At 71.2% G+C, this 17,560-nt stretch carries 15 protein-coding genes; 2 read left to right on the top strand and 13 right to left on the bottom strand.

Annotation, left to right across the window (positions count from 1 at the left end; translation table 11 throughout):
• Window positions 1-24 precede the first annotated feature (24 nt).
• The 12 genes from yjfF to O7634_RS19160 form a co-directional block, all read right to left on the bottom strand.
• Complete coding sequence (gene yjfF / locus O7634_RS19215; protein WP_278151494.1) at window positions 25-1,014, bottom strand: galactofuranose ABC transporter, permease protein YjfF; 990 nt, start codon at window positions 1,012-1,014, stop codon at window positions 25-27.
• Complete coding sequence (locus tag O7634_RS19210) at window positions 1,011-2,081, bottom strand: ABC transporter permease (RefSeq protein WP_278151493.1); 1,071 nt, start codon at window positions 2,079-2,081, stop codon at window positions 1,011-1,013. Before O7634_RS19210 ends, yjfF begins: the two co-directional genes overlap by 4 nt.
• Window positions 2,078-3,619 (bottom strand): sugar ABC transporter ATP-binding protein, encoded by a 1,542-nt coding sequence (locus O7634_RS19205; RefSeq protein WP_278151492.1) that lies wholly within the window; start codon window positions 3,617-3,619, stop codon window positions 2,078-2,080. The genes O7634_RS19210 and O7634_RS19205 overlap by 4 nt, the downstream gene beginning before the upstream one ends.
• Before the next feature lie 186 nt (window positions 3,620-3,805).
• Window positions 3,806-4,801, bottom strand: a complete 996-nt coding sequence (locus tag O7634_RS19200; protein ID WP_278154016.1) for an ABC transporter substrate-binding protein — start codon at window positions 4,799-4,801, stop codon at window positions 3,806-3,808.
• A gap of 138 nt (window positions 4,802-4,939) precedes the next feature.
• Complete coding sequence (locus O7634_RS19195) at window positions 4,940-5,632, bottom strand: L-ribulose-5-phosphate 4-epimerase (protein WP_278151491.1); 693 nt, start codon at window positions 5,630-5,632, stop codon at window positions 4,940-4,942.
• On the bottom strand, window positions 5,629-7,311 hold the full coding sequence (araB, locus tag O7634_RS19190; RefSeq protein WP_278151490.1) for a ribulokinase: 1,683 nt from the start codon (window positions 7,309-7,311) through the stop codon (window positions 5,629-5,631). The genes O7634_RS19195 and araB overlap by 4 nt, the downstream gene beginning before the upstream one ends.
• Window positions 7,312-7,886: 575 nt before the next feature.
• Window positions 7,887-8,675 (bottom strand): ABC transporter permease, encoded by a 789-nt coding sequence (locus tag O7634_RS19185; protein WP_278151489.1) that lies wholly within the window; start codon window positions 8,673-8,675, stop codon window positions 7,887-7,889.
• The gene (locus O7634_RS19180; RefSeq protein ID WP_278151488.1) at window positions 8,672-9,649 is read right to left on the bottom strand and encodes an ATP-binding cassette domain-containing protein; all 978 of its coding nucleotides are present in this window, start codon (window positions 9,647-9,649) and stop codon (window positions 8,672-8,674) included. The genes O7634_RS19185 and O7634_RS19180 overlap by 4 nt, the downstream gene beginning before the upstream one ends.
• Window positions 9,650-9,680: 31 nt before the next feature.
• Window positions 9,681-10,523 (bottom strand): DUF4097 family beta strand repeat-containing protein, encoded by an 843-nt coding sequence (locus tag O7634_RS19175; RefSeq protein WP_278151487.1) that lies wholly within the window; start codon window positions 10,521-10,523, stop codon window positions 9,681-9,683.
• 75 nt (window positions 10,524-10,598) lie between these two features.
• Window positions 10,599-11,123 carry a hypothetical protein gene (locus O7634_RS19170; protein WP_278151486.1) on the bottom strand — a complete coding sequence of 175 codons (525 nt, stop codon included), beginning with the start codon at window positions 11,121-11,123 and terminating at the stop codon, window positions 10,599-10,601.
• Between the two features lie 80 nt (window positions 11,124-11,203).
• Window positions 11,204-12,352, bottom strand: coding sequence for an FUSC family protein (locus O7634_RS19165; RefSeq protein WP_278151485.1), 1,149 nt, complete (start codon window positions 12,350-12,352; stop codon window positions 11,204-11,206).
• A 57-nt stretch (window positions 12,353-12,409) separates the two neighbouring features.
• Window positions 12,410-13,378, bottom strand: a complete 969-nt coding sequence (locus tag O7634_RS19160) for an SDR family NAD(P)-dependent oxidoreductase (RefSeq protein ID WP_278151484.1) — start codon at window positions 13,376-13,378, stop codon at window positions 12,410-12,412.
• Window positions 13,379-13,439: 61 nt separating this feature from the next.
• Here O7634_RS19160 and O7634_RS19155 point away from each other — a divergent pair, with 61 nt between their 5' ends.
• Both O7634_RS19155 and O7634_RS19150 read left to right on the top strand, forming a co-directional pair.
• Complete coding sequence (locus O7634_RS19155) at window positions 13,440-14,432, top strand: AraC family transcriptional regulator (protein ID WP_278151483.1); 993 nt, start codon at window positions 13,440-13,442, stop codon at window positions 14,430-14,432.
• A gap of 127 nt (window positions 14,433-14,559) precedes the next feature.
• The gene (locus O7634_RS19150) at window positions 14,560-16,785 is read left to right on the top strand and encodes a hypothetical protein (RefSeq protein ID WP_278151482.1); all 2,226 of its coding nucleotides are present in this window, start codon (window positions 14,560-14,562) and stop codon (window positions 16,783-16,785) included.
• Window positions 16,786-16,793: 8 nt separating this feature from the next.
• Here the strand turns inward: O7634_RS19150 and O7634_RS19145 are convergent, their stop codons facing one another.
• The gene (locus tag O7634_RS19145) at window positions 16,794-17,549 is read right to left on the bottom strand and encodes an SDR family oxidoreductase (protein WP_278151481.1); all 756 of its coding nucleotides are present in this window, start codon (window positions 17,547-17,549) and stop codon (window positions 16,794-16,796) included.
• Between the last annotated feature and the right edge of the window lie 11 nt (window positions 17,550-17,560).

Genomic DNA, 17,560 nt, shown 5'->3' with positions numbered 1-17,560 from the left:
GGTTGCCTTCCGCGAGAGGGGCGGTCACTTGTAACGAATTCCGATGAGACGCTGAAGGAGGATGAACGCGAAGAGCAGGCCGCCGATCACGATCTTGGTCCACCAGGAGTTGAGGCTGCCGTCGAAGGTGATCAGGGTCTGGATCACGCCCAGGACCAGGACGCCGAGCACCGTACCGAAGACGTAGCCGGCGCCACCGGTGAGCACGGTGCCCCCGATGACGACGGCGGCGATGACGTCCAGCTCCATCCCCACGGCGATCAGCGGAGCGCCGGAGAGGGTGTAGAACGACAGCAGGATGCCGCCGATCGCCGAGCACAGGCCGCTGATCGTGTAGACGGCGATCCGGGTGCGCCCCACCGGCAGGCCCATCAGCAGCGCCGACTGCGGGTTGCCGCCGATGGCGTACACGTTGCGCCCCAGCCGGGTGTAGGCCAGCGTGTACGCGGCGACGAGGACCACGGCGAAGGCGATCAGCACGCTGATCGACACGAAGTTGCCGGAGGGGTTGCCGATCCGCTCCTGCGACATCGAGGTCCAGAACCCGTCGGTGATCGGGATCGACGCGCCGGAGATGAACGTGCACATGCCCCGGGCGAAGAACATCCCGGCGAGCGTCACGATGAACGGCTGGATCTCGAAGAAGTGGATGACACAACCCATCAGCAGGCCGAGTGTGGGGCCGATGAGCAGGGCGATGACGAGCACCAGCGCCGCCGGCATGCCGTTCTCGAGCAGCGCGGCGGACACCATCGCCGTCATCGCGACGACGGACCCGACCGACAGGTCGATGCCGCCGGTGAGGATCACGAAGGTCATGCCCACCGCGACGACGAGCAGGAAGCCGTTGTCGATGAACACGTTGAAGATGACCTGCACGTTGGAGAACGCCGTGTACTGGGACACGCCGATGCCGTACATGACCAGCAGCAGGGCGAGCGTCGCCAGCACCGGTATCTGCCGTCTCGGCAGCCGGAGCCGGGTCCGAGGGACGGTGAGCGATCCAGTGGTCATGCCGGCACCTGCTCCTTCGGCTTGTCGGCGATGGCGACGGGCGGCGGGGTGCCGCGCCTGCGGCGGCGGAACCGGGCCCGGAAGGCCGGCGCCTGGACGAGGCAGACGGCGATGACGACGACAGCCTTGAACAGCAGCGACGTCTGCGGCGAGATGTTCATGGCGTACACGGTGGTGGTCAGGGTCTGGATGATCAGCGCGCCGAGGATCGTGCCACTGAGGAAGAACCGACCGCCCGCGAGGGACGTGCCGCCGATGACGACGGCGAGGATCGCGTCCAGCTCCACCCAGAGGCCGGCGGCGTTGCCGTCGGCGCTCGACACGTTGGCGGTCATCATGAAGCCGGCCACCGCGGCGCACGCGGCGCCGACCACGTACACCAGGAACACCACCCGGCCGGAGCGGATGCCCGCCAACCGGCTGGCCTCGGAGTTGCCGCCCACCGACTCGACGATCATGCCGAGCGCGGTCCGCCTGGTGAACGCGGCGACGAGCAGCGCCGCGGCGAGGGCGATGAAGATGGCCAACGGCAGCGTCAGCAGGTGCCCCAGGCCGATCGCCCGGTACGGCTCGGAGTTGATGGTGATGATCTGCCCCTCGGTGATCAGCTGGGCGAGGCCCCGGCCGGCCACCATCAGGATCAGGGTGGCGATGATCGGCTGGATGCCGATCACGGCCACCAGCACGCCGTTCCAGGCCCCGAGCACGAGCGAGACGCCCAGCGCCATCGCGAGGGCGGTCGCCACCACGCCGAGGCTGTTCTGGTCGGGCTGCTTGCTGATGTACATGCAGGCGATGGCGCCGCTGATCGCGCAGAGCGAGCCGACCGACAGGTCGATGCCGCCGGTGGAGATGACCAGCGTCATGCCCAGCGCGACGAGGATCAACGGCGCGCTCAGCCGCAGGATGTCGATCGGTGTGCCGTACAGGTGCCCGTCCTTCAGCTCGATGGACAGGAACCCGGGCCGGTAGACAGTGTTCGCGGCGAGCATGACGAACAGCACGACGGCGGGCCAGAACAGCCGGTGACCCGTCATCGCCCGATAGCGGCTCGTGGTGTCGTTCATCGGTCCGCCTCCTCCCGGTGGGATCCGCTGGCGATGGTCTGCATGATGCGGTCGGCGTCCAGGCTGTCGTCGTTGGCGAGTTGCGCGACCATCTGCCGGTCCCGCATCACCGCCACCTTGTGGCTGAGCCGCAGCACCTCCTCCAGCTCGGCGGAGATGAACAGCACCGCCATGCCGCCGTCGGAGAGCTGGGTCACCAGCTTCTGGATCTCGGTCTTCGCGCCGATGTCGATGCCCCGGGTCGGCTCGTCCAGGATCAGCAGCCGCGGCTCGGTGATCAGCCACCGGGCCAGGAGCACCTTCTGCTGGTTGCCGCCGGACAGGTTCCGGACCGGCACCTCCGGGTCCGCCGGCCGGATGTTGAGCGCCTTGATGTACTTGTCGACCAGCTCGTCCTGGCGGCGGCGCGGAATGGGCCGCAGCCAGCCGCGGGCCGCCTGCATGGCCAGGATCATGTTCTCCCGCACCGACAGGTCGGCCACGATTCCCTCGGCGCGGCGGTTCTCCGAGCAGAAGCCGACACCGTGCTCGATGGCCTGCGCGGGGGTACGCAGGCTGCTGGCCGTCCCGTCGATGGCGACCTGGCCGCCGTCGGGGCGGTCGGCCCCGAACAGCAGCCGCGCGACCTCGGTACGCCCGGAGCCCAGCAGACCGGCCAGGCCCACCACCTCACCGGAGTGGATGGTCAGGCTGAACGGCTCGACCGCGCCCGAGCGGGAGAAGTTCGACACCGCCACCAGCGGGGTGCCCTCCTCCAGCGCGGCCAGGTCCCGGCGGGAGTGCTCCTCGATGCCCTCCAGGACGTCGAGCTCCTTGCCGATCATCTTCTCGACCAGGGAGAGCTGGGGCAGCTCGGTGGTGAGGTACTCGCCGACCAGACCGCCGTTGCGGAGCACTGTGATCCGGTTGGCGATCTCGTAGACCTGGTCGAGGAAGTGGGTCACGAACAGGATGGCGATGCCCTCGTCGCGCAGGTTCCGCATCATCCGGAACAGCTGCGCCACCTCACCGGCGTCGAGGCTGGAGGTCGGCTCGTCCAGGATCAGCACCCGGGCCTGGATGTCGATCGCGCGGGCGATGGCGACCATCTGCTGGATCGCCAACGAGTAGGAGCCGAGCGGCGCGCTGACGTCGAGGTCGAGGTCGAGGCGGGCCAGCAGGGCGCGGGCACGGCGGCGCACCTCACCCCAGCGCACCGCGCCGAACCGCCGGGGCTCACGGCCGATGAAGATGTTCTCCGCCACCGAGAGGTTGGTGCAGAGGTTGACCTCCTGGAAAACGGTGCTCACCCCGGCGGCGGTCGCCTGCATCGGTCCGGTGAACGACACCGGCTCGCCGGCCAGGGTGATCGTGCCGTCGTCGGTGTCGTAGACACCGGTCAGCACCTTGATGAGGGTCGACTTGCCGGCGCCGTTCTCGCCCATCAGGGCGTGCACCTCGCCGGGGAAGAGCCGGAAGTTGACATCGTGGAGTGCGCGCACCCCGGGGAAGGACTTGCTGATCCCGGTCATCGTCAGGACCGGACGGCTATCCGTCATCCCATCAGACCTCTTCTGGGTCGTCGACACGGAAGGGCCGCGACGCCCCCAGCGATCCCCACCGCTCGTCCCTGCGGGTCGCTCGGTGGGCGTCGTACGGGATGGTCGCGGGCCAGGCCCGGTCCGTTGTGGGTAAGGAAACGACGCGGCGGGGTCGCCGCGCAAGCGCGGCGACCCCGCCGTGGATCAGTACTTACGGTTGGGCAGGGCCTCCTTGGCCTGCTCCTGGGTGAAGGTGGTCTCCTCGGTCTCGATCCGAGCAGGCACCTCCTCGCCCGCGTGGATCTTCTTGGCCAGGTCCATCAGCTGCGGGCCGAGCAGCGGGCTGCACTCCGCGATGAAGTTGAACTTCCCGTCGGCGAGCGCCTGCATGCCGTCCTTCACCGCGTCGACGGTGATGATGATGATGTCCTTGCCGGGCACCTTGCCGGCCGCGGTGATCGCCTCGAGCGCGCCCAGACCCATGTCGTCGTTGTGCGCGAACAGCACGTCGATCTTCGGGTTGGCCTTGAGGAACTGCTCCATGACCTGCTTGCCGCCGGCCCGGGTGAAGTCGCCGGACTGCGAGGCGATGACCTTCAGGTTCGGGTTGGCCGCGATGGCCTCGGCGAAGCCCTTCTTCCGGTCGTTGGCCGGCGCCGCACCGGTGGTGCCCTGCAACTCGACGATGTTCACCGGTCCGGAGGCGGTCTTCTTCTGCTCGACCAGCCACTCACCCGCGAGTCGGCCCTCCTTGACGAAGTCCGAGCCGAGGAACGTCTTGTACAGCGACTTGTCGGCCGAGTCCACCGCGCGGTCGGTCAGGATGACCGGGATCTTGGCGTCCTTGGCTTCCTTGAGCACGGTGTCCCAGCCGGACTCCACCACCGGCGAGAAGGCGATCACGTCGACCTTCTGCTGGATGTAGTTGCGGATCGCCTTGATCTGGTTTTCCTGCTTCTGCTGGGCGTCGTCGAACTTGAGCTCGATGTCCGCCGCGGCGGCCGCCTCCTTGATCGAGGTGGTGTTCGCCGTCCGCCACCCGCTCTCCGCACCGACCTGCGAGAAGCCCATCGTGATCTTGCCGTCGTCCTTGGACCCGCCGCCGCCGGTGTCACTGTTGCCGCAGGCCGCCACGCCTCCCACCAGCAACGCGCTGGCGAGGACCGCGACAGCGCGCCACCGGACGGACTGCGTTCGCATCTTTCCCATCGAATCTCCTTGGCTGGATGTGGTGGGTAACCGCGCCAACCGCCGGGTGGGACAGAGCGGCGTACGCGGGTGGTGCGTGCTGGTGCGTCGTGGTGCAGACCGGCGGGTCCCCGATGACCGGGGAAGGGGTCAGGAACCCGCCGGTGCGACTGGTTGTTGACCGTAGACGTTCTGGTAGCGGTCGTAGAGGGCGTCGATGTCGGCCTGGGCCATCGGCACCGGCCGCCCGAGGGTGCGGGCCAGGTACGAGGTACGTGCCACGTCCTCGCACATGACCGCCGCCTTCACCGCGGCGCGGGCGTCGCGGCCGATGGTGAACACGCCGTGGTTGCGCATCAACACCGCCGGCGAGCGGTGCCCGGCCAGCGTCGCGACGATGCCCTTGCCGATGTCGTCACCGCCGATCAGCGCGAACGGACCGATCGGGATCTCCCCGCCGAACTCGTCGGCCTGCGCGGTCAGGTGGCAGGGGATCGACTCCCCGCACGCGGCCCAGGCGGTCGCGTACCCGCTGTGCGTGTGCACGACGCCGCCCACCTCGGGCATAGCCCGGTAGACGTAGGCGTGGGCGGCGGTGTCGCTGGACGGGGCGAAGTCGCCCTCGACCAGGGCGCCCTCCAGGTCGCACACCACCATCGTCTCGGGGGTGAGGTCGTCATAGCTCACCCCGCTCGGCTTGATCACCAGCAGGTCCGCGCCCGGAACCCGCGCGGAAACGTTGCCGGACGTCCAGGCGACCAGGTTGTTGCGGGTCAGCTCGGCGTGCAGACGGGCGACGGTCTCCCGCAGCTCGCGGATCTGTCGGGTCACCTCGGCGCTCACGCGACCACCTCCAACGCGGTCTCGGGTGTGGTTTCGGCGGTGCCGACCGCCGCGTTGCGGATCGCCCGCAGCCGGAGCATGACGTCGTTGCCGCCGCGTCCGAAGTGGTCGTGCAGCGCCCGGTACTCGGCATACAGGGCGTCGTAGGCACGGGCCCGCTCGGGGTCCGGGCGGTAGACGGCCTCGTGCACCCGGCCCATCGCCCGCGACGCCTCGTGGATCGACGGGTACGCGCCGGCGGCGACGGCGGCGTGGATCGCCGAGCCCAGCGCCGGCCCCTGCGCCGAGGCGATGATGTTCAAGGGCCGCCTGGTCACGTCGGCGTAGATCTGCATCAGCAGCGCGTTGTTGGTGAGGCCGCCGGCGATCACCAGGTCGTTCACCGCGACCCCGGCGTCGACGAACGCCTCGATGATCATTCGCGTGCCGTACGCGGTGGACTCCAGCAGCGCGCGGTAGATGTCCTGCGGCCGGGTGGCCAGGGTCATCCCGACGATCATTCCGCTGAGGTCGTGGTTGACGAGCAGCGATCGGTTGCCGTTCCACCAGTCCAGGGCGATCAGACCGTGCGCGCCGACGGGCTGGCTCGCGGCCAGCTCGGTGAGGCGTTCGTGCGAGTCGACACCGGCCGGGGCGGCGTGCTTGACGAACCAGCCGAAGATGTCGCCGACTCCGCTCTGCCCGGCCTCGTACCCCCAGGCGCCGGGGCTGATGCCACCGTCCACCACGCCGCACATGCCGGCCACCTCGGCGACCTCCGTGCCGTTGACCACGTGGCAGGTGGAGGTGCCCATGATGGCGACGAGCCGACCGGGCTCCACGGCCTGGGCGGACGCCGCGGTGACGTGCGCGTCGACGTTGCCGACGGCCACCGCGATCCCCTCCGGCAGGCCGGTCCACGCGGCGGCCTCGGCGGTGAGCGCGCCGGCCCGCTCACCCAGGGGCAGCAGCGGACCGTCCAGCTTGGCCACGAAGTCGCCGAAGGCGGGGTTGAGCGCGGTCAGGAACTCCGGTGACGGGTACTGACCGTCCTGCAGGATGCCCTTGTAACCGGCGGTGCAGACGTTGCGGGTCTCGACGCCGCAGAGCTGCCAGACGATCCAGTCGGCCGCCTCGACGAAGCGCTCGGCCAGGTCGTAGACCTCTGGGTCCTCCTCCAGGATCTGCAGGCCCTTGGCGAACTGCCACTCGGCGGAGATCTTGCCGCCGTACCGGCCGATCCAGGGCTCGCCCCGCTCGTGGGCCAGCGCGTTGATCCGGTCCGCGTGCGGCTGCGCGGCGTGGTGCTTCCACAGCTTGACCCAGGCGTGCGGACGGTCGCGCAGTGCCGGCGTCTCGCAGAGCGGGGTGCCGTCGGCGAGCGTCGGCAGCACGGTGCAGGCGGTGAAGTCGATGCCGATGCCGACCACCGCCGCCGGATCCACTCCGGCCGCGGACACGGCCGCCGGAACGGCGTACCGCAGCACGTCGCGGTAGTCGTCCGGGTTCTGCAGGGCCCAGTCCGGGGGAAGGGGTCGCCCTCCCGGAAGGGCCGTGCTGATCACGCCGTCGCCGTACTCGTGCACCGCGGTCCCCAACTCGGCACCATCACCGACACGGACCACCAGAGCTCGCCCGGACAGGGTGCCGAAGTCGACACCGACGACGTAGCGGTCGTCAGCTCCGTCCACACGGTTCATGTTCACCTCCACCGTTAACGGGGATAGTGTTAACGCTCACATCCAGAGTCGTCAAGACATCCCCCCGCAACAGCTCCGTAACGGAACGCAGAAGGAGGACGAGTTCGGGCGAGTTGATGACAGACCACTGCGAAAGGTGCCGACCGGTCACTGGTCAACCACGGGGACGAACGCCGGGGGCGCCGGGGGGCCGACGACCCCGACAGGCACCGCCGACAGGCGAGGGTCCGGCGCGGCGGCGACCGTCGGGGTCCCGCCGCGATGTCAGCGATAACATCATCATCCGTCACCGCCCTCGTGATCGATCCCGCGGAACGGCCTTTCGGGACCACCTGCCCACGACCGGGCGGCATCGACGACACCGCCCGTCGGACCGGGCCAGCCCTCCGCTAGGTGTTATCGATAACAATCGACGTTTCCGGTGCCGGCCTTCTGATCGACTCGGCCGCGACGATGACGGGGCGGCACCGCGCCGGACAACCGACAGCACCAGAGCCGGAGATCACGGCGACGACCCGGCCCACCGGGGCCGGGTCGTCGGTCACTGGTCCACGCCCGGGTCGGGCCGGATCGGGTCAGGCGGACCGGTTGCGGTTGTACAGCGTCTTGGCCCAGAGGAAGCAGAGCACAGTGATGACGGCGCACCAGGCGACAGCGATGACGCCGTTGGCCCCGATCCCGGTGCCGAGGAGCAGCCCCCGAAGGGTCTCCATGACGGGCGTGAAGGGCTGGTGGTCGGCAAACCAGCGCACCGCCGTCGGCATGGAGTCGGTCGGCACGAACCCACTGCCCAGGAACGGCAGGAGAATCAGCGGCATGGGCAGGTTGCTGGCCGTCTCGACACTGTCGCTGACCAGTCCGAGGGCGACGGACAGCCAGGTCAGCGCGAAGGTGATCATGGCGAGGACCCCGATCGCGGCAAGCCACTCGAGCGGGCCGGCGGTGGACCGGAAACCGATCAGCAGGGCCACGCCGACGACGGCCGCGAGGCCGAGCATGGTCTGGATGAGGCTGCCCAACACGTGGCCGGTCAGCACCGACGGTCGGAAGATCGCCATCGTCCGGAAACGGGCGATGATGCCCTCGGTCATGTCCATCGCGACCGAGATCGCGGTGCCCTGCGCCGCGCTGACCACGGTGATCAGCAGGATGCCCGGCGTGACGTAGTTGGCGTAGTCGGCGCGGTCGCCGGACGGCCCGAGGCCGGCGCCGAGGGTGCCACCGAAGACGTACACGAAGAGCAGCAGGAGGATGACGGGGATGCCGATGAGCAGGAAGGTCATCGACGGGTAGCGGCGCATGTGCAGCAGGTTGCGCCGCAGCATCGTGCCCGAGTCGCGGGCGGCGAGGGAGAGGGTGCTCATCGCGCGGGAGCCCTTTCGTGGTCGGGTCGGCCGGCCCGGGGGTCGGGTCGACCGGTGAGGCTGAGGAAGACGTCGTCGAGGTCGGGGGTGTGCACGGAGAGCCCGGCCACGTCGATCGAGCCGCGATCGAGCTGGTCCAGCAGGGCGCGCAGGGACCCGACGCCGCCGTCGCTCGGCACCTGGAGGGTGAGCGCCGCGTCGTCGCGGGTGGCGGTGGCGAACGTACGGGCCGCCGAGTCGAGCCCCGCCTCGTCGGCGAACTGCAGCACGACGTGACCGCCCGGGATGAGCCGCTTGAGCTCGCGGGGCGTGCCCTCGGCGATCAGTCGACCGTGGTCGAGGAACGCGACGCGGTCGGCGAGCTGGTCGGCCTCCTCCAGGTACTGCGTGGTGAGCAGGATGGTGACGCCCTCGGCGACGAGCCCCCGGATGACCTCCCACATGGCCCGGCGGCTGCGCGGGTCGAGCCCGGTGGTCGGCTCGTCCAGGAAGATGACGCGGGGCTCGCCGACCAGGGTCATCGCGAGGTCGAGCCGCCGACGCATGCCACCGGAGTACGTCGACACCGGCTTGCCGGCCGCCTCGGTCAGGTCGAACTGCTCGAGCAGGTCGCTGCTCCGTCGCCGCCTGGCGACCCGGTCCAGGTGACACAGGTCGGCCATCAGGTTGAGGTTCTCCCGCCCGGTGAGCAGGTTGTCGACGGCGGAGAACTGACCGGTGACACCGATCAGTCGGCGGACCGCGTCGGGTTCCCGGGTGAGGTCGTGGCCGAAGATCCGGGCGATGCCGCCGTCGGCGTCGACGAGGGTGGAGAGGATCTGCACGGTGGTGGTCTTGCCGGCCCCGTTGGGCCCGAGCAGGGCGAAGATCGTGCCTTCGGTGATCATCAGGTCGATGCCGTCCAGCACGACCTTGTCGCGGTAGGACTTACGCAGGTCGGTGGCGACGATCGCGGGGTTCAGGGAGCTGTTCATGGTCTCCTCGTCGGTGGTCTCGCGGGGCGGATCAGGCGCGGCGGAGCGTGATGTCGCCGTAGGAGGTGCTCACCCGGACCTCGACGGTCTCGTCGGTCTCCGCCGGGCTGTCGGTGGACTCGAGCGCGTTGTGCACGCGACCGTGCTTGGAGCTGACGTCGAGCCAGGCGGCGGTGCCGCGCCGGATGCCGACCTCGATGGCCCCGTAGGAGGTCTGCAACTCGATCGCTCCGCGGGCGACCTCGCCCAGCCGGAGGTTGCCGTACGCGGTGCGGGCCGTCACCGAGGCCGCCGCCACGTCCACCGTGATGTCGCCGTACGCGGTGTTGACCCGGGCGTCGCCGCCGCTGCGGCCGATCCAGCAGTCGCCGGAGGAGTTCTTGATCTCGGTGGTGCCGTCGACCGCGCCGAGGCGCACCTTGCCGGACGAGACCTTCACCCGGGCGGCGCCCAGGACGTGCTCGACAGCGACCTCGCCGTGGCTGGAGTCGATGTCCAGCGGCCCGGTCCCGTCGAGCCGGACGTTGCCTCCGGTCTTGATCCGGCACTCGCCGAGTCGCCCCTCGCACCGGAACGCCGCCCAGGACGACTCGGCGTGCAGCCGGGACCCGGTCGGCGCCTCGACCAGGACGTCGACCGAGGGCCCGGTGCCGAACCCGTAGCGGCGCCAGCTCTTCGGCACCCGGATCACCAGGTGCCCGGCGGCGTACTCGACGGTCGTCTGTTCGACGGCGCTGACGTCGGCCTTGCTGGACGGGTCACGCGGACGCACCGTCACCACCGTGTCGGTGCGGTCGCTGGCGGCGATCCAGACATCCCCGACGGGGATCTCGATCCGCGCGGTGATCGGCTCTGGCGTCTCGAAAACAGGCATGGTGCTCTCCCGAACTGTGGTCGCTGACGGTCGCCGCTGGTCAGCGGCGCGGTGGAGAGGGGTACCGGAGGGGGGTTAGCGGGCCCAGCCGGTGATGTGCTGGCCGGAGCGCGGCTCCGGACGGCGGGGTGGACGGCGCTCCGTCTCGCCGCCGGAAACGGCGGCGGCGACGGCCCGCACCAGCCAGGCGTTGACCGACAGCCCGGCGCGACCGGCGGCCTCCTCGACGCTGGCCTTGAGGTGATCGGGGAGCCGCAGGTTGATCCGGGACGTGCCGCCGTCGTCGCCCTCGGGAACCGGCGGTGGCGCCGACAGCGGAGGCGGGCCGGTGACCTCGGGCGCCGCCTCGGCCGGTGGGCTGGCCGGCGTCACCACGAAGTCGGGCTCACGCCCGCGCAGGCGGACGTGCACCGACCCGGGCGCGAGATCGCGGGTGATCTCGTCGGCCGCGTCGGACAGGGCTTCCAGCAGCGTGAGACGGGTGGCCGCCTCCAACTGCGTGAAGAGTCGTTCGGCCAACACCCGGGCCTCCGGGTCGACGCCCTCGGCGGCCACGGCGAACTCGGCGCGCAGATTCTCGACGTACGATCTCAGCTCCATGGCACCATCATGGCACCACTTTGGCTCAGGGTGCAACACCAGTGGCTCAGAGCACTGCCAACCGCTGCGCCGGTTCGTTCTCACAGGTCACCGAAGGCCCTGCGGACCAGGTCGTTCGCGTCCTCCTGGGCTGACCCGCTGGCGGCCAGAAGATCGCTGACCGTCGTACGGACCTGTGCCACCACGACAGCACCGGAGAAGCCGACACCCTCCCGGTAGGCTTGACCCGCCGTCCGGACCGCCCGCAGCGCCTGCTCCCGCGCGCGGTCCGGCTCGACGCCGGCGGCGAACTGCCGCTTCAGTGACCGGACGGCCTCGGCGAGGTCGGCCACCGCCCTCGGCAGCGGCTCCGGAACCGGTTCCCCGTCCTCGATCAGCGTCACGGCCCGCCGGATCAGGGTTCCGCTGTTGCGTACCGCCCGGTCGATCGGCTCGGCCGCCCGCGCGTAGCGTCCGATCGGCCCGTACCGCTGGTGCCGGTAGACCGGCGACAGCGTGCTGGCCTCCCGGGCGCCCTGGGTCGCCTCGACGAACGCCTTCAACTTGCCAGCGCTCTGCCGCAGCTCGTCCCGGGCGGTCCGGGCCCGAGCGGCGTCGCGCTCGCGCAACGCGTCGGCGGTGGCGTCGAGCTGGGTCACGAGGAGGTCCAACGCGGGCCGCGCCGCCCGGTTGAGCACCCGCAGCGGGTTCAACGGCAGCAGCACCGCGGTGACCAGCAGCGCCACTCCTCCCCCGACCAACGCGTCCACGAACCGGGGGATCTCCAGATCGCGGATGGACGGGCTGAGCGTGCAGATCAGCACCGCCGTCGCCCCGGCCTGGAGCACCACAGCCGCGCTGCCGACGAGGAACAGCGCGACGACGATCGCCAGCACCACGATCAGGGCGAGTTGCCACCATCCGGTGCCGATCACCACGAGCAGCAGGTCACCGATCAGCACGCCGACGGTGACACCGATGATCAGCTCGACCGTGCGGCGCAGCCGCTGACCGACGGAGGCGGCGAGGGTCGAGACGGCCGAGATCGGCGCGAACACCGGCTGTGACACGTGCAGCACCTCGTGCGCCACCAACCAGGACAGCGCCGCGGCGAGCCCGGCCTGCACTGCCAGGCCGCCGATGGTCCGTACCCGACGGAAGCGTTCGCCCAGTGTCGCCGTCGCGCGGTCCCGCAGCCGCACGACTACCGGAGCGCGCGCCTCCGCCCCGCGCCGACCGGCAGCGACCATGGCGGCGCCTACCCCGTCACGATCTGCTCAATCCTCGCCGCCGGGGGCCGGCCGCGCTCAGCGTGCGGCAAGGGTCTGCTCGGCGTACGCCCAGAGCCGGTCGGCGGCGACCGGGTCCATCGCGTGCGCGGCGACGCCACCGGTGGCGTCGGGGCCACCGGGTACGACAGGGGCCTCCTGGTTGTCCTCGAAGTACCGGCCGCTCACACCGTCGAGCAGGGGCGAGCCGGCGAGGAGCACTGTGGTCGACGCGCCCTGGGCGGGCTTCTTGTAGTAGTCCGCCTCGATGAGGTTGCCCGCCTCGTCCATGGCACCCATCGCCCGCATCGTCTCGTCGTCGATGTGTCGCTGGAGGTTGGTGAAGATGTACCCGGGGTTGAGGGCGTTCGCGGTGATCCCGTCACTCCCCCACCGGCGCGACATGCCGACCGCGAGCAGCACCTCCCCGGTCTTCGACTGGCCGTAGGCCGACCACGGGTCGTACGGGCGCCGCTCGAACTGCGGATCGTCGAAGTCGAACGGCGCGGCCAGGTGCGCGCCGGAGCTGACCACGACGACCCGGGCCGCCCGGGCGGCCCGCAGGTTGTCGTGCAGCCCTCGGGCGAGCGCGAAGTGGCCGAGGTGGTTCGTCGCGAGCTGGAGTTCCCAGCCCTCGGGGGTCAACTGGCGGGACGGCAGCGCCATGATTCCGGCGTTGGCGACGAGCACGTCCAGGGGACCCTGCCAGGCCGCGACGAAGGCGTCGACCGACGCCAGGTCGGCGAGGTCGAGGGCGGACGACCGGACCGTCCCCCGGGTGGCGCCGGTGCCGAACTCCTCGACGAGTCCGTCGGCCGCTCGTGGATTCCGGGTCGCGACGGTGACCTCGGCGCCGGCACCGGCCAGCGCGCGCACCGTCTCGGCCCCGATGCCGGAGGCACCCCCGGTAACGATCATTCGGCGGCCGGTGAGGTCGACACCCTCGACGATCTCGGCGGCGGTCGTGCCGGCATCGAACGGGGTGGTGATGCCTGGGTTTGCTGTCATGCAACCCACGCTACGAACGACTGACTCGGACTGCCTATACTCTGGAGTCCATCATACTTTCGTGGGCGTCCAGGAGGTGCGGATGGACCCGTTGGAGGACGTCCTGGCCCTGCTCGGCGCGGAAAGCCACGTCTCCGCCGCGCTGGTCGGGGGCGGAGGCTGGGCCGTCGGGTTCGACCCGCCGGCCGGGGCCAAGTTCAACGCCGTCCGGCGCGGCCGGTGCGCGCTGCGCGTCGACGGCCTCGCCGCACCGATCAGCCTCGGCGAGGGGGACTGCTTCCTGCTGACCCGGCCGGTGGCCTACACCCTGTTCACCGACCCCGACGCGCCGGTCCAGCCCGCGTACCCGATCTTCGCCGCCGCCGCCGACGGCGTGGCGCGCGTCGGCGACGGCGACGACGTGCTCCTCATCGGCGGAGCGTTCTCCCTGGGCGGGCGGGCCCGTACCCTCCTGCTGGACGATCTCCCGCCGGTCATCCACGTGCCGGCGGACACCCCGGAGGCCGGCACCGTCCAGTGGGCCCTCGGCGAGATCGACGCGGAGCTGCGATCCACGCGACTCGGCTCCCACCTCGTCGCCGAGCACCTGGCGCTGGTACTGCTGATCCGGGTTCTCCGGCTGCATCTGGCGCGCGCCGACAGGTCCTCCGCCGGCTGGTTGGCCGGTCTCGCCGACCCGGTGGTCGCGCCCGCGTTACGCGCGATGCACGCCCGCCCCGCGCACAGGTGGACGGTGGACGAGGTCGCCCGGGCTGCCACCGTCTCCCGGTCGACGCTGGCGGCCCGCTTCAAGAAGGTCGTCGGATCGGGCCCGCTGGAATACCTGACCGGATGGCGGATCGAGCTCGCGGCAGAGCGCCTCCGGCGTGGGACGGACACCGTCGCCACCATCGCGCAGGCCGTCGGGTACGGCTCGGAGAGCGCCCTCAGCGTCGCCTTCAAGCGGGCCACCGGGTTGTCGCCGCGCAGCTATCGGACGGAGCTGGCCAAGGGCCACCCGGACGACCTGCCCGAATCGGCAGCGTTGGCGGATCGGACCCGGCCCGGGCGGTAGTGCCGCGATTGAGGCCGCCCGGTTCGGGTACCCCGCTCTGCCGTCGCCGCGGTCGGCGGCGCGGGACGTCGGGGCCGGCCCGCGGGACACGCGACGCCTCGGGGGGACGTCGGATGGGTCACTACGGTTGAGCGGGCCGGACAGCTCCGGCGACGTCGTGGAACTCCGGGTGCACGGGGTCTCGGGCGCGAGCGCTGCACAGGTGCTGGACCTGCGGGAGGCCGGGCAGGTGGCGGGGGACCAGTCCGGGGGCTTCTACCGGCCACGGCCCCGGTGCGCGGACCCGGCCGGCCTGCCCGGGGTGACGCTCGAGGCGTACCGCTGGGGGGATCTGCCCTCCGGCACTGTGGCCCGCACCCTGGCGGTGGTCTTCCTGCTGCCCTTCATGCTGGTCAACGTCGCGATCTGGATGCGCCCGGCGAGCCCCGGCTCCGAGGCGGTGGTCAAGTCCCTGTGCCGACTGCTGGGGTTGACCCTCACCGTGCTGTACGTGCTCGCCATCGCCGGTGTCGCCCTGGACCTGGTCGGCTGGACATGCCTGGCCTCGTCCGACTGCCTGACCGGGCGAAGCTGGTTGTCCTGGCTGGGCGGGCGACCGGTCGGAGTACGGCTGGCGACGCTCGCGCTGGTCCCGGTCGCCGCGATCGGCCTGATCTGGCGGATCAGCAACCGCCCCGGCCGGACCTTCGAGGCGTTCCGGGCGCCCGAGCAGGGGCTCACCACGTCGCGGCTCGGCACGATCGGGCGGTGGGACGCCGAACCGCTGGTGGGCCGGTTGCGTGCCATCCACGTCGCGGCGGCGTTCGCGACGCTGGACCTGAGCCTGCTGGTGGCGCGTGCCGCGGGCGGCGGCTCGCTCGTCACGATCGCGCTCATGGCGGCCACCGGACTGGTCCTGACCGCCTGCGCCGGGCTGCTCTGCACACCGCCGCTCATCGATCGGGCCGCCGACAACCAGAGGCTCGACGGGGTGACCCGTGCCCTCCGGACCGGCGCCATCGTCCTGACCGTCGGCGTCGTGGCGCACGTGCTGACCGACCCGCGACCGTGGCACGACGAGCAGGGACTGCCCGGCCAGGACGGCTTGGTGGCCGGCGTGTTCGTCGCCCAGACGGCGCTGCTGGTGGCCCTCGGCGTGGTGCTGCTCTGGCACCGGGACCGGCCACGCGGTGCCACGCCGCTGTTCGGGCTGGGCGCTCTCGTCGTCGCGGCCACCGGGATCAGCCTGGCGGTGGCGTACTCCGCCGAGCTGGTCTACCGGGTGGCGGACTTCCTGGACCGCGACGCGCCGACCGGGGAGGGCATCGCCGCCGGGCCTCCCCGGGTCTACACCTGGGCGATCTACGGCTTCTTCCGGGCGCTGCTGGTCACGGCGGTCGTCGCCGGCCTCGTCATCCTCATCTCCCGACCCGGTCGGCGTCGGGCGGCCGCGGCGATCGTCGCCCGCGACTATCCGGACCCGCCCGCCGAGGCCCGCCCCCGACTACGCCAGGTCCGCGACGCGATAGCCCAGGCCCGCTTCACCGAGAAGGTGGTGCCGCTGGCCGTGGTCTACGGGTGTCTCGCCGGCCTCGGCACCGCCACCACCACCATCGGCCTGCTGGGGCAGTTTCCGGGCGACGTGCTCGAGCGGAACGCCGGACTCCCGGCGGACGCCGTCACCTTCGGCATCGCCGTCGGCAGTTGGGTGATCGCCGCGGTCATCCTCGCGCTGGTCGTCGGCGGCATCTTCGCCTACCGGACCGCCCCGTTCCGTCGGCACGTCGCCGTTCTCTGGGACCTCGGCACCTTCTGGCCGCGCGCCGCACACCCGTTCGCGCCGCCCTGTTATGCCGAGCGGGCGGTGCCGGAGCTGGCACGCCGCATCACCCACCTCGTCGAGCGCGGGAACGCGGTGCTGCTCACCGGACACAGTCACGGTTCGGTCCTGCTCGCCGCGACGGTGCTCCAGTTGCCGCCGCAGGTCGGCAGCCGGGTGGCCCTGCTCACCCACGGATCACCGCTGCGCCGCCTCTACGCACGGCTCTTCCCCGCCTTCGTCGACGACGCGGCGCTGCGTGAGATCGGCCGCCGGGTGGGTTGGCGCTGGATCAACCTGTGGCGCGACACCGACCCCATCGGCGGCTGGATCTTCTCCCCCGGACCGACGCCGGCCAGCGCCGACGACCCGGCCGATCGGGTGGACCGACGGCTCCGTGATCCCCGCGGCGTGGTCGCCCCGCCCGGCGACAGCGTCGCCCCGCCCATCCACGGGCACTGGCCGGGTGAAGCCGACGAGCCGTTCACCGAGGCCGTCCGGGAGCTCACGCGCCGACTCGGCCGGCGCGCGGACGGGCCCGGGCCGCCGACGTAGCGTGCCGGTCAGCCCGCGCGCTTCGCCCGGGTACGCCAGTCGGCGAGGCTGGTCGCCGCGATGCGGGCGCCGTCCGCCGGGACGAGCGAGCGCTCGCCCAGCCGGGCGCCGAAGTATCTGGCGTCCGGATCGACCACCACCGACCGGGCGTCCTGTTCGTCGGCGAGGACGGATCGGGCCAGCTCGTCGAGGCGGTACTGCTCCGGGCCGGCCACCTCGACCACGCCGTTCGTCGGCGCGCCGAGGGCCACCTCGGCCACCGCCGCCGCGACGTCGTCCGCCGCCATCGGCTGGATGAGCACCGGCGCGAGGTGCACGGTGTCGCCCTCCGTTCCGGCGTCGATGATCCCTTGCAGGAACTCGAAGAACTGGGTGGCGTGCACCACCGAGTACGGGATCTCCGCCTCGGCGATGAGCTCCTCCTGGACGACCTTGGCCCGCATGTACCCGCTGTCCGGGATACGGTCGCAGCCCACGATGGAGAGCGCCACGTAGTGACCCACCCCGGCGTCCGTGGCGGCGGCGAGGAGCGTCCGGGTGGACGTCTCGAAGAACTCGCGCACCGCGGCGTCCTCGAACGAGGGTGAATTCGACACGTCCACGACGACCTCGGCACCGGTCAGCGCGCCGGCCACCCCCTCGCCGGTCAGCGTGTTGACGCCGGTCTTCGGCGACGCCGGCACCGCCTGGTGGCCGCGGGCGCGGAGGAGGTCCACGAGTTTGGAGCCGATGAGGCCGCTGCCCCCGATGACGACGATCTTCATGGTCCTACCAC

The sequence above is a fragment of the Micromonospora sp. WMMD1120 genome (genome assembly GCF_029626235.1).
GTDB lineage: Bacteria > Actinomycetota > Actinomycetes > Mycobacteriales > Micromonosporaceae > Micromonospora.
Note: the sequence above shows the minus strand (reverse complement) of the source record. Positions and strands in the feature narration are given on the sequence as shown.